Source organism: Magnetospirillum sp. 15-1, from assembly GCF_900184795.1.
Taxonomy (GTDB): domain Bacteria; phylum Pseudomonadota; class Alphaproteobacteria; order Rhodospirillales; family Magnetospirillaceae; genus Phaeospirillum.
In genome coordinates, this window is the sequence record NZ_FXXN01000021.1 from 29187 (window position 1) to 41132 (window position 11946).

Genomic DNA, 11946 nt, shown 5'->3' on the forward strand with positions numbered 1-11946 from the left:
GGTCAGGTTGGAATGGTTTTTAGAAACCGGACAGCCCGCGCTTCAATCGCCGGGTCGGGGGACATGGAGAGGAAGCGGTAAAGAACCGTCTCGACATCCAAGGGGCGGATTTCATGCCAAGCCCGGATATACGCCTCGTCCTTTTCCGCCATACGGAACAGCTTGGAGACGGTCAGGTCCTCGGGACAGGGAGCCACGGCGAAAACGGTATGGTCCCCATCCCGGACCTGGACACGCACGGCGCGGTAAATCCACCCTTCCGGCAGCTTGGCCGTCCCGTCGTTCACGCCGTCGATATAAAAGCCATGGGTGTCGTGAAACTGCGATCCCCACCCGAAGAGGGCGTTGATCTCCTCGGACGCTTCTTCGCCGGGATGGTCACGCTCCCAGTCACGGTAATTGTTCGGATAGGCGTCGATTTCCTCGGACATCCGAAGAAGCGCCGGGGCCTCGGGCCAGCCGACAAGAACCGCCTGGCTGCCGACCACGATCACGGTATCCGTTTTGAAATGGTACGATAGCGCCCGGACCGCCCGGTAAAGATCATCAGCCGTCCTCTGCCCCGACATGTCAGCGCAAACCCTGCTTGGCCTTGCGCCAGATACGCCGACGCAGTTGAGGATCGCGGAAGTCCACGACATCGACCAGAGGAGAGCTAAGGCGCAAGCGCACCATCGCTTCTCCCCGGCTGGTAATGGAGCGGCACAGGGTTTCGGCGTCCTGGGACAGCAAGCTTTCCCACTCCGGAATGTAATCGAACAACGGCCCGGCCTGCCGTTTCTGGGCAATCCGTATCTTCGCAGATTCGATGAGGTCTGGGCGCGAGCGGATGCGACGCGCGATCAAGCGGTGCATCAGCAGCTTGGCACGATCATTAACCGTTTCGGCGTTGGCTGTGCCGACGCCTTTGGCGTTCAATGCCGATCCCATGAATCCCTCGGGTGCATTGGTCGGGGTCATTTTAGGCAGGCCGGACGGTAATGCCAAGAGGGGCAATGGTTTGCCCCATTTCCACATCTTCTCAATGGAGTATTCCATGACCGATCCCCTCGCGGAGATCGGCAGCCTTTCGGCTGCCGATTTCGATGCCGGAGCCTTGTTCAGCGGCCAGCCTTCGGGCCGCAAAATCAAGGGCTACGCTTCTCCCTGCCGGCACACTCCCGCCGTTGATCCCGACTACCTGTTCCCCGCGATCATGCGGGATTTGGTGGTGTGGTTCATGAGCGGGAGCGATCCCCTCTACCTCTTCGGTCCCACCGGCAGCGGCAAGACCAGCTTGGTCCGCCAAGTGGCGGCGCGGCTGAATTACCCGGTGTTCGATGTCACCGGCCACGGACGGCTGGAGTTCCCGGACCTGGCCGGGCACCTGACCGTGGACAACGGCTCCATGCGCTTCGAGCACGGGCCGCTGGCCCTGGCGATGAAGCACGGCGGGCTGTTTCTGCTCAACGAGATCGACCTGTTGGACCCGGCCACCGCAGCCGGGCTCAACGGGGTGTTGGATGGTGCGCCGCTCTGCATCCCGGAAAACGGCGGCGAGGTGATTCCGCCCCATCCGATGTTCCGCTTCGTCGCCACCGCCAACACCAATGGCGGGTCCGATGGGACCGGGCTTTACCAGGGCACGCTTCGCCAGAACCTCGCCTTCATGGATCGGTTCTGGCTGTGCGAGGTGGCCTACCCAGACTCCACGGCGGAACTCCAGATTCTCGAACGCCGGGCTCCGGCTCTGCCTGCCGATCTGCGTTCCACCATGGTCGAATTCGCCAACGAGGTTCGCCGCCTGTTCATCGGCGACAGCGACGGCCGGCACCAAAGCATCGAAGTCACCTTTTCCACCCGCACCTTGATCCGCTGGGCCGATCTGACCCAGCGGTTCCAGCCCTTGGCCCGCGCGGGCATCCAGCCCGTGACCTATGCCCTCGACCGGGCGCTGGGGTTTCGCGCCTCTCCGCCCACCCGCGCTTTGCTCCACGAGCTGGGGCAGCGGCTGTTTCCCTCCGCTTCGTAACAAGCTGCGGAAAAACTCAAAATTCGGGGGCTTTTGCCCCCGATCCCCCAATCGGGAGGCGCAGCCTCCCCAACCCTCCAGCTTTTAAATTATTGATTTTAAACAAACTGGAGGCTCGGAGGCTGCGCCTCCGAACGGGTTCGGGCAGTCGCCCGACCGCGAAGCGGAGTTTTTCCGCACCCTGCTAAAGGAAAAATGCCATGACCAATGCCATCTCCACCGACATCACCGTTTTGAAGCAGCTCATCGCCCTGCGGCTGGATGTCAATATCTGGTCCGCCAGGAAGAAACTGACCCCCGCCGATTTCGGCACCCTGGATTTGCCCCCGGAAAAACTGGCCTCGCTGGGGAGCAAGAAGGTCTGCAATCCCGAGGATTTGCGGGTGTTCTCCACCCTCAAGGCCCGCGCCATTGCGCTGTTGGACCGCCACGGCATGCGGTTCCTCGGCGGTTGGGCGATTCCCGAAAACGCCGTCAAGCCGGTGAGCGAGGGACTGAAAGTCATCGCAACCGATTTCGCCGCCGCCAAGGACTCCTTCCTCGCCCGCTACGATCAGGCCATCCAGGAATGGGTCGGCAACAATCCCGGCTGGGAATCGCTGATCGCCCACTCGCTGGTGGGTATCGACACCGTGCGGGCACGGCTGGGCTTCGCATGGCAGATGTTCAAGGTCGTGCCACCCAAAGGCCAGGCCGGGCAGACTCTGACCGAGGCGGTCAATGCCCTCGGCGGTTCGCTGTTCGGGGAAGTCGCCAAGGTGGCCGATGAGGCGTGGCACAAGAGCTTCGCCGGGAAAGCCGAGGTCACGGCCAAGGCTCTGTCTCCCATCAAAAACCTGCGGCACAAGTTGGCCGGGCTGTCCTTCGTCGAGCCTCGGGTGACGCCCCTGGTGGATGTGATCGACGCGGCCTTGGCGGCTGTGCCCCATAAGGGGCCGATCACCGGCACCGCCTTGGTGGGGCTTCAGGGGCTGGTCTGCCTGCTCCGCGATCCCGCCGCCATGGTCGAACACGGTCAACGGATCATCGAAGGCCAGAATCCCAACAATGCCTTGCTCGGACTGGTGGCCCCGCCGGCTGCGGATCAGGCCCCGGACATGGACGCCGATCGCTTTCCCGATTTCAACGACGACGACCTTCCCCCTGATCTGCCGATGGAACCCGCCTCCACGCTGGACTCCCTCGGCCTATGGTAAGGACTTCAAACTCCCATGCACAATTCAGCCATCCTGCAAAGCCTGCCCCTGCTGGCCGATGCCCTGGGGCGGGCTTATGGCGTTGCCGTCGAGATCGGCGGCACCGACGCCTACACGACGGGCAAGGTCATCCGCCTTCCCGGCCTTCCCGCCGAAGCCGATGCCACCTTCCTGGGTTTGGTGCGCGGCTATATCGACCACGAGGCGGCGCATGTCCGCTTCACCGAGTTCCGGGCCATTTCCCAGGCCGACACCACCCCGCTGGAGCGGCACATCTGGAACATCTTCGAGGATTGGCGGGTCGAAGCCAAGCTGGCGGCATATTATCCCGGCTGCCGACAAAATTTTACCTGGCTGATCCGCCACCTGTTCCTGGAGGGGGTGTCAACGCTCCCTTCGGGGGTGGCCGTGGTTCTGGATTGGCTTCTGCTGATGGTTCGCTCCTGGAGCGTGCCGGAATTGGCAACCCGGTGCCGGGAGGCCGCTGCCCTGATCGACCGCCAGTGGCCGGGCTTGCGTCCGGATGTGGAACCGATCCTGGAGCGGATGCCCGGTCACTGTCCCGATAGCCTGGCCTGCCTGGACTATGCCCGCCAGGTCATCCACTGCCTGAAGGATTCAGCTCCGTCTCCTGGAAAAAATCCATCCCCGGATTTGGCGATCAGTAGCGATATTCAAAGCCTGATTTCCGCCGGGGAAAACGATCTCCCCGATGATTTCGGGCAAGTGCTGAGGAAATCCCTGGGGCGGAACGCGACGGAGATCAATCGCCTCACCGTCGCCATTGTGGGAAACAAACCTCGTCTGCCCACCGACGCCAAGGATCGTGCCGCCATCGACCATGCCATTGCGGGCCTGCGGGCACGCCTGCATGGATTGGTGCAATCATCCCGGATGGTCAGGCACAAGCCCGCCAGAGCCGGGAAAATCGACACACGCCGCCTCCATGGTGTGGCCGTGGGAAATCCACGGATATTCGCCATCCATCAGGCTCGCCCCGCCATCAACACCGCTCTGCATGTGCTGCTGGACACTTCCGGCTCCATGCGGGAACGCATCGGCCTCGCCAACCAGTGCTGCCGCGCTGTGGCCCAGGCCATGGCCCTGATTGGCGTGTCGGTGGGGATCACCGCCTTTCCCGGCGGCGAACCCGGCACGGTGGTTCCTCTGCTTCGACACGGGGAGCGTCCGGGCCAATACCAGGATGTGGGAGCCAGGGGCATGACTCCCATGGGCGAAGCCCTGTGGTGGGTGCTGCAACGACTGTCCATCCTGCCGGAACAACGCCGCATGGTGCTGATCATCACCGATGGCAGCCCCGATGGCGCCGCCAATGTTCGGGCCGCCATCAAAGCAGCAGCGGCCCAGGGCGTCGAGGTCTATGGCCTCGGCATCGAGTCTTCTCACATCACCACCCTGCTGCCCGGTCGCAGCCGGGTGATCGCGACCATCGGCGAATTGCCGAGGGCGGTCTTTTCCATGTTGGAGCAAACGCTCGTGTAAGGGGGCGGCTTGGGGAGAGCCCAGGCCGTCTTTTTTTGGGGGGAGTCGAAGAGTTAAGTCGCGGACATCCGCACATCCGCAAAACGCGATAAAACGCGCATTTATAGCCCAAAAATCGCGCTGGATTGCTGATTCCAGCCGACTTTTGCCGCCCATGACGCTTGTGACTGTGAGGGGTTATTTGTAATAGCCATCAATAACATCAAGAAACGAGCTCAGAGTTACTGGTGATAACCTCCCTCATACTATGAAAACTAGCAAGGGAGTTAAGCCAGTGATTGATCGGAGAATAAGGCGAGACATCATGGATGTCATCGAAAATACCTGCGATAGGATGACTGAGCGATTTTCCAGAGTTCTTTGTGTTCGGATAGACGTTAGGTTTCCTGCTGACTACCCCCATGACGGATTGAATAGAGAAATCGGGGATATGACCAAGAGACTAAGGGAAGGCTTAGGCTTCCACGGCATTGAAGTTCAGTACATATGGACACGGGAGCAGAAGACATCGGAAAATCCACACTATCACCTCATGGTATTCGTGGATGGACACGAAGTGACGAGCCCATACAGGATTTTCAGCGCAGCCGAGCGGCTCTGGGGGAACATCATTGGTGTCAGTGCAAGGGGACTGATTGACCATTGCAACCATGACCACAACGGGATTGCGGCTTACAACGGCATCATGCTCCTCCGACCGAGGGACAAGGCTTCCGGCCAAGAATTTGACGAACAAAGTCAGGAGTTTGACAACTCTCGCGCCTATGTGTTGTCCCGCGCATCCTATCTGGCGAAGACTCACACCAAGGGTAATGCCCCGTACCGGGTGCGGGAGTATGGGTATTCACAACTCAGGTAGCGATGGTGCGCAAAGGGCCAATCCTTGGGACAGACATTTGCGCCTGACCATTAGGATTTCCGCACCGTTCCCTCAGGCGGTCCTGGCCGTTTGCGGTCAGGGTCTCGGGTGGGGGCGTCCTTCGGGATGCCTTCCAATAGCGCTGACGGATGAATATCCAGCGCCCTGCCAAGATCGAAAATCACGTTGAGCGTGGGGTTATACCGCCCCGCCTCCAATCCCCGCAGATAGGGGACTGAGATACCGGCCCGAAACGCGACCTCCTCTTGGGTCAGGTCGCGGTCGGTGCGCAGGCGTCGCAGCGCCGTTCCGAAATGTTGCTGAGCGTTCACATCGAAATCTGAGGAGCATCAACGTCGCCTGACGAGAAAATATATTTTCTGTTATGCGAGTTTGCTGATAGCATCCCGGCATTAAAACCGCCGATTGCGAGCGTTGCAGGCCCAAAGACCTCTAAGGCCCGCCGAAATCTGGGGGGGATGGGGCGGTAGCTTTCGGGTGGGTGGTGGTCGCCCACACGCATAGAAACAGAGGAAGATGGGGCAAATGTTCAGAAAAATTCTGCTTGGTGGATCGTCGGCGCTTGCGCTGCTGGCTACGGCTCCCGCTTATGCGATCTGTACCCCAGGAGCAATGGCGGCAGGCCAAGACTGCACCGTCGATGTGACGGGCGGCACGGGCGAAATCAATCAATCGGTTGCCGACTCGGCAACCTCGCCCGCCACGGCGGTCAACCAAATCGTTGGAAACGGCGGTACCCTGACCGTAAATCACGGGGCGGGTATCGTGAACCGTGATGCAGGCAGTGATGCCCCCCTGGGGGTCGCTGTTTATTCGGCCCCCGGCGGCACCAATATCGGCACGATCAACAATCAGGGCATCATCGCGAACGGCCACAGCTCCAATGCGGTCATCAACCTCGCTGGATCGAGCGTGACGACCATCAACAATGGCACCATAGGCAACGCCACCATCCAGGCGCTTGGCACATCCAGCACCGGCATCCGAATCGGGATTGATGGTGGTTCCGCAACCGCTGGCGGCCTTGTTCTTAATCAGGGATCGGCCACATCGACCGGGCAGATCCTGGTGGCAAACGGCGATTCTGCCGCCGTCCTCTCCCACGCCACGGGTGATGTTACCATCAACAACGTGAACGGGGTGCTGCAGGGTGGTTACGGCGTTGCCCTTGCCACAAACGGTGCCATCACCGTCACGAACGGCAACGGCACCACGGCGAGCAGGATCACGGGGCTAAGTAGGAACGCCATTCAGATCGGCCACTCTGACGAACCGGCCTTTGCCCCGACTTTTCAGGTTACGAACAATGCGGGCAGCACCATTGAAGCCTTGGGGGCTGGTGGCACCGCCATCATGGTGGTCGGCAATGTCGGTGGGGCCAGCACCATCACCAATGCCGGCACCATCACCGCCGGCAGCGGCGGCGGCGCCATCGACCTGACCGGCAACACCTCGGCCACCAACCACATCACCGTCACCAATACCGGCACCATCAGCGGCAACGTCAAGCTGGGCAGCGGCGATACCCTCAATGTCAACGGCGGCACCATCGCCGGCAACGTCACCGGCCAGAGCGGCAGTACAGCGGTGGCGGTCGGCGGAAACTCCACCGTCAACGGCACCATCGGCACGACCGCCATCAATATTCCGGTGACGTTCGGCGGCGACCACACCCTGACCATGGGTAGCGGCAAGACCATCTACGGCGCCGTCACCGCCAACACCAATGGGCAGGGCACCGTGGCCTTCGACGGCAGCACCAACATCTATGCCGACATGGGGCAGAATGGCAAAAGCCTGAAAGCCGTCATCCTCAACGGCGGCTCGGTCGATCTGGACAACAGCAGCTATTATGTCGGCACCACCACGGTGAACAGCAGCGCAACCCTGGGCCTGTGCAGCGCCAACGGCTGCTCGTCGGGCGACACCCTGCACGGCGATCTGGTTCTGAACGGCGGTACGCTGAACCTCATCAACGGCGGCGGCACCACTACCCTGGCCGCCGGTTCCAACAGTTCGACCGGAGCGTTCACCACCACTTCCGGCAGCGTGATCAAGCTCGCCATCGGCGGCGACGGCAACACCTCGGGTGCGGGCAATACCAGCAACATCACCCATATCACGGCGGCCGGCGTGGCAACGCTGGGCAATGGCACCACCGTGACGCCGACGGTCAACGCGCTGACCATTTCCAACGGCGCCCGCTACATCCTGGTGGACGGCACCGGAACGGCGAGCGTGGGCACCGTGACGGCGACCAACAGCGCCCTGGTGTCGTGGTCGGTGCTGCGCGGCGACGATGCCAGCCTGGGCCAGGACATTAGCGACGTCTATCTGGTCGCCAGCAAGAAGGAACTGACCTCGCTGGTCAGCAGTTCCGGAGCGCAAGGGGCAGCGAGCGCCCTGACCTCCATCGCCTCTTCCAGCAATGCGGGCGTGCAGCGGATTGTGAACATCATTTCCAACCTGTCCTCGCAGGCCGAAGTGGACAAGGCGGTCAAGCAATTGGCGCCCAACACCAGCGTCGCCGCCGCCACCACCTCGGGATCGACGGCGGCCACCACCGCCAACGTCAACACCGTCACCACCCGCGCCGCCAATGTGCGTACCGCCCAGGCGGGCGGCGTGACGGGTATCGCCAGCGGTGAAAGCCTGCGCGGCCTGGGACTGTGGATGCAAGGGCTCGGCTTCACCGGCAGCCAGGATAGCCGCAAGGGACAGGACGGCTTCGACGCCACCACCGGCGGCCTGGCTGTCGGCGGCGATGTCCAGGTCGCCGGTCCGCTGCGTCTCGGCGCGGCGTTCTCCTATGCCCGCACCAAGGTGGACGCCAAGGGCGGTTCCTCGGGTAGCGGCTCCGACATCGACAGCTATCAGGGCACGCTCTACGCCAACTACACCGGCGCGCCCTGGTATGTGGACGCCACCCTGGTCTATGGCCGTCACCACTACGACAGCACCCGCGCCATCAACTTCCTGGGAACCGAGGCCAAGGGCAGCTATTACGGCAACCAGTACACTGCCCAGATGGCAGGCGGCTATCCGCTGCTGATCGCCAACACGCTGATCACCCCCAATGCCTCATTGGCCTACAGCCTTCTGCGGCAGGAGGCCTACGAGGAAACCGGGGCGCCGGGGGCCAATCTGTCGGTGGAGGAGCAGACCGCCATTTCGCTGCGCGGCGGCCTGGGGGTGAAGGCCGCAAAGTCGTTCAGCAACGGGACCTCCCGTCTGGTTCCCGAATTGCGGGCGACGTGGTTCCACGAATTCCGCGACAACGCCCCCAGCCAGACCGCCCGGTTCTCGGCCGGCGGCTCGGCCTTCACCAACACCGGGGTGAAGCCCGCACAGGACAGCGCCGTGCTGGGCACCGGCCTGACCATCGCCACCGCCGATCAGGTCAGCGTGTCCGCCAATTACGATGCCGAACTCAAGGACGGCTATGTGGGGCACAACGGTACGCTTCAGGTGCGTCTGGACTTCTGATCCGGCATTGGTTCGTGCAGCATGGGGTCGCCTTCGGGCGACCCTTTTTGTTTGGGGGGGAAGAATGCGGTTGGTCTTTGCCATGGTGCTGGCACTGGTGATGACGGGATGCGCCAGTCCTGAAGCTCGCCTTCAGACGGCGAACGAGATTGCTCAGCGTGCCGATCTGCGGGCGATCTCGGTCACCGCGCCGCCGTTCACCTTGGCGGCATATGTCCGCAATTCCGACCCGAGCAACCCCGTCGTCATCTACATCGAGGGCGATGGGCTGGCGTGGATTTCCCGCTCTCAGCCATCCCTGGACCCGACGCCACGCAATCCTGTCGGGCTGCGGCTGGCGGCGGAAGACCATGGACCCAACGTCATTTATCTGGCCCGACCGTGCCAGTACGTGCGAGTCGCAGCTTGTGACGTGACATATTGGACGGATCGGCGATTTGCCGAGGACGTTATTCGATCAATGTCCGCCGCCATCGACGCATTGATCCGGCCTGGGCAGCGCATCCATCTGGTGGGGTATTCGGGTGGTGGCGCGGTGGCGACAATGATCGCGGCCCGTCGAGCCGACGTGCTGAGCCTACGCACCGTGGCGGGCAACCTGGATCATGACGCCTTGAGCCTTTATCACGATGTCAGCCCCATGGTGGGATCGCTCAATCCCAGGGATGTGGCGCAACAGTTGGTGGGGCTGCCGCAGTTTCACTACGTCGGGGATCGTGACAAGGTGGTGCCGCCCTTGGTCAGCGCCAGCTATCTGCACGCCATGGGCGACACCCGCTGCGCGGCGATGATCCACGTCGGCGGTACCAGTCACGATGACGGGTGGGTGGAGTTTTGGCGGGATGCGGCGAAGAGAATGCCAAAATGCAGATTTCCTGCCTGAGAGCGATGATGATGCCACAGATCAGGAGGGGGGATGATCAGAACGGGTCCGAAAATGAGCCCGTACACCATTCGTAAGACACTTATTGTCGCGGCTGTCATGGCAGCGATAATCCCCCCTTGCCTTGGCTGGAAGTGTCGAGACCAAGCCTCAAGGCGTCGTGAAGGAAAAGCTGTGCTCTGGCACGGAGAAGGTCATCTTCTCGTGCAGCACCGGCAAGAAGATGGTTTCGATTTGTTAAACTGATGCATCCGGGGCCGTCCAGTATCGCTCCGGAAAGTCGGGCAGCACTCCCGATATCGTGCTGCCGGAAAATCCCGCATCTCGGGAAGGTATGGTCAGGGGCACGACTTCATTCTCCGGCGGTGGCGGCGTATATCGCCTTCACCAAAGGAGACACACGCGATATCGTCCACGATTACGTTGGACAGCGTGGCGAAGATGCCGGCATCGACGTGGAACGGCGCGGGAAGAAACCAATCAGCATCTAGTGCGTCGGCCTACCTGTCGGCAATCTGGAAAATGAGATCCCATCCAGCATCCTGGCAGACCCGAAATCAATGCGATAATAAGGCCATATCGGGGAGGTCACATGACCTCCCCGATATGCGCATCGCTGTGAGATGGCGACCCTACACCGCAAGTCCCGCCCAGGAGCAAGCCGATGCTGGAGGGAACCCGCAAGGCCAATAATGCCCTCAAATCCCTGAACATTCAGCAACTTACAGTTGATTGCTCCTATCGAATGCAGCATCGTCAAGCTGCCCCGCGTGCCGGTGTCCGAGCAACGTACCCGGTAGCGAGATGCCGATGCCGGAAACCAGCGCTGCATTGCTATCCGCAACATCCCCGGCGCGCCCCATTCATCCGGTTGAACCGAGATCTGGCCCGCCATCGTCAGGGAGGTGCCTTCGTGTCGGCATTGACCGGGGCAATCCTTCCCCGCAGCGCAAACGGCATGTTGCATCTGGGCTACTGCTGTCAGGGGATGGCTTGCCCCAAGGCTTCGGGCCAACTTGTTGATGCCCTTACCAGACGCTCTGCCGCAGCGGTGGTTCCGACTTGGAGATTCAGGACAGCACAGGGCATCAGTTTGTCGGAATATGCTTTCTACGAGATTAGAGTCTAAAAATCATCAATCATTTTACTTTCTCACCCACGATAGCCGTTGCGTTGGTGGATTTTGTATTTGATTGATACTTTTTCTAGCTCTTCTTTTGTGAAGCGTCTATCAAAAAAACTTGTATTTAAAGTAAAATCCTTCACGCTTTCTATGAAAATTTTATAATTCTTTTCACCAAGAAAATTAGGGAGTCTTTCCTCCCATGAGCGGACAGTTCTTGAGCTGACTCCGAATAATTCGGCCACATCAGCTCTGGCTTTTTCTTTTCCCCTTTTTTTAGGGTGCCGTTCATTTTTGTAGATCACGTATCTTACCGCATCTTTTCTTAAGTTCCAGAGCGAATAAGATTCTCCTTGATTCCCTGTGGTTTTTGCTTCAAGCAGCAGCTGAGTTTCTCCGTGGCGAAGCGCCTGAAGCGCTTCTGCAAGTTCAAAAAAGCCCGAGAACTTACTTCCGGCTCCATCATTCACAAAGTAATCTCTCCAATCACCAATCGTGCGAAGATATTGCTCAAGAATGTTGCGCTTTATCTCTGGTGGAAGATGCCTCCATGTACCGTCTCCGTATACCGTTCCTTCGGAAAAATTCTTAATTAATTCTGGTATTTGGAGATCAATAAAGTCCGCCAATACTCTGGCGCAAAGCATTAATCCAAACACCGTCCTTGCATTTTTCACCTTGTCGCCGTTGCAATCTGCAAAGTAGCTAGATATATTAAAAATGTTACTTGAAAGATCATCATCTAGTGCGCGATCAATTATGGCCGCGAATTCCTCGTAAGAAGCGTCAACTATTCTGTAAAATTCTTCCATTTTTTCTCTGCGCATAACCCACCCTCAGCATTATGCGAGTAATTCTGAAAAT

General features: G+C 60.1%; 10 protein-coding genes. 6 read left to right on the forward strand and 4 right to left on the reverse strand.

The window, feature by feature from the left end; all coding sequences use genetic code 11:
• Positions 1 to 2 precede the first annotated feature (2 nt).
• Both CP958_RS07075 and CP958_RS07080 read right to left on the reverse strand, forming a co-directional pair.
• On the reverse strand, positions 3 to 641 hold the full coding sequence (locus CP958_RS07075; protein ID WP_347337835.1) for a DUF6036 family nucleotidyltransferase: 639 nt from the start codon (positions 639 to 641) through the stop codon (positions 3 to 5).
• A complete protein-coding gene (locus tag CP958_RS07080) occupies positions 571 to 1038 on the reverse strand; it encodes a hypothetical protein (protein ID WP_141400446.1) in 468 nt (155 codons plus the stop codon). The genes CP958_RS07075 and CP958_RS07080 overlap by 71 nt, the downstream gene beginning before the upstream one ends.
• Between CP958_RS07080 and CP958_RS07085 the strand changes: the two genes are divergently transcribed.
• The 4 genes from CP958_RS07085 to CP958_RS07100 all read left to right on the forward strand — a co-directional run bounded on the left by CP958_RS07085 (position 1037) and on the right by CP958_RS07100 (position 5569).
• On the forward strand, positions 1037 to 2011 hold the full coding sequence (locus CP958_RS07085; RefSeq protein WP_096701449.1) for an AAA family ATPase: 975 nt from the start codon (positions 1037 to 1039) through the stop codon (positions 2009 to 2011). The two genes, CP958_RS07080 and CP958_RS07085, sit on opposite strands and share 2 nt — an antisense overlap.
• Positions 2012 to 2211: 200 nt before the next feature.
• On the forward strand, positions 2212 to 3207 hold the full coding sequence (locus tag CP958_RS07090; protein WP_096701281.1) for a DUF3150 domain-containing protein: 996 nt from the start codon (positions 2212 to 2214) through the stop codon (positions 3205 to 3207).
• A gap of 15 nt (positions 3208 to 3222) precedes the next feature.
• Positions 3223 to 4710, forward strand: a complete 1488-nt coding sequence (locus CP958_RS07095; protein WP_096701282.1) for a VWA domain-containing protein — start codon at positions 3223 to 3225, stop codon at positions 4708 to 4710.
• Between the two features lie 304 nt (positions 4711 to 5014).
• Positions 5015 to 5569, forward strand: coding sequence for an inovirus-type Gp2 protein (locus CP958_RS07100; RefSeq protein WP_170958875.1), 555 nt, complete (start codon positions 5015 to 5017; stop codon positions 5567 to 5569).
• A 50-nt stretch (positions 5570 to 5619) separates the two neighbouring features.
• Here the strand turns inward: CP958_RS07100 and CP958_RS07105 are convergent, their stop codons facing one another.
• Positions 5620 to 5901 (reverse strand): helix-turn-helix transcriptional regulator, encoded by a 282-nt coding sequence (locus CP958_RS07105; RefSeq protein WP_096701284.1) that lies wholly within the window; start codon positions 5899 to 5901, stop codon positions 5620 to 5622.
• Between the two features lie 454 nt (positions 5902 to 6355).
• Here CP958_RS07105 and CP958_RS07110 point away from each other — a divergent pair, with 454 nt between their 5' ends.
• Both CP958_RS07110 and CP958_RS07115 read left to right on the forward strand, forming a co-directional pair.
• Complete coding sequence (locus CP958_RS07110) at positions 6356 to 9076, forward strand: autotransporter domain-containing protein (protein WP_141400447.1); 2721 nt, start codon at positions 6356 to 6358, stop codon at positions 9074 to 9076.
• 64 nt (positions 9077 to 9140) lie between these two features.
• Entirely contained in the window at positions 9141 to 9959 is an 819-nt protein-coding gene (locus CP958_RS07115; RefSeq protein ID WP_096701286.1) for an alpha/beta hydrolase, read from the forward strand.
• Between the two features lie 1152 nt (positions 9960 to 11111).
• Here CP958_RS07115 and CP958_RS25830 read toward each other — a convergent pair.
• Positions 11112 to 11909, reverse strand: coding sequence for a hypothetical protein (locus CP958_RS25830; protein ID WP_170958876.1), 798 nt, complete (start codon positions 11907 to 11909; stop codon positions 11112 to 11114).
• Positions 11910 to 11946: the final 37 nt, after the last annotated feature.

What these genes read in the sequence shown, in the direction of transcription:
- CP958_RS07075 (WP_347337835.1), bottom strand. Translation starts at nt 641, where the DNA reads ATGTCGTGGACTTCCGCGATCCTCAACTGCGTCGGCGTATCTGGCGCA.
- CP958_RS07085 (WP_096701449.1), top strand. Translation starts at nt 1,037, where the DNA reads ATGACCGATCCCCTCGCGGAGATCGGCAGCCTTTCGGCTGCCGATTTC.
- CP958_RS07080 (WP_141400446.1), bottom strand. Translation starts at nt 1,038, where the DNA reads ATGGAATACTCCATTGAGAAGATGTGGAAATGGGGCAAACCATTGCCC.
- CP958_RS07090 (WP_096701281.1), top strand. Translation starts at nt 2,212, where the DNA reads ATGACCAATGCCATCTCCACCGACATCACCGTTTTGAAGCAGCTCATC.
- CP958_RS07095 (WP_096701282.1), top strand. Translation starts at nt 3,223, where the DNA reads ATGCACAATTCAGCCATCCTGCAAAGCCTGCCCCTGCTGGCCGATGCC.
- CP958_RS07100 (WP_170958875.1), top strand. Translation starts at nt 5,015, where the DNA reads ATGGATGTCATCGAAAATACCTGCGATAGGATGACTGAGCGATTTTCC.
- CP958_RS07115 (WP_096701286.1), top strand. Translation starts at nt 9,141, where the DNA reads ATGCGGTTGGTCTTTGCCATGGTGCTGGCACTGGTGATGACGGGATGC.
- CP958_RS25830 (WP_170958876.1), bottom strand. Translation starts at nt 11,909, where the DNA reads ATGCGCAGAGAAAAAATGGAAGAATTTTACAGAATAGTTGACGCTTCT.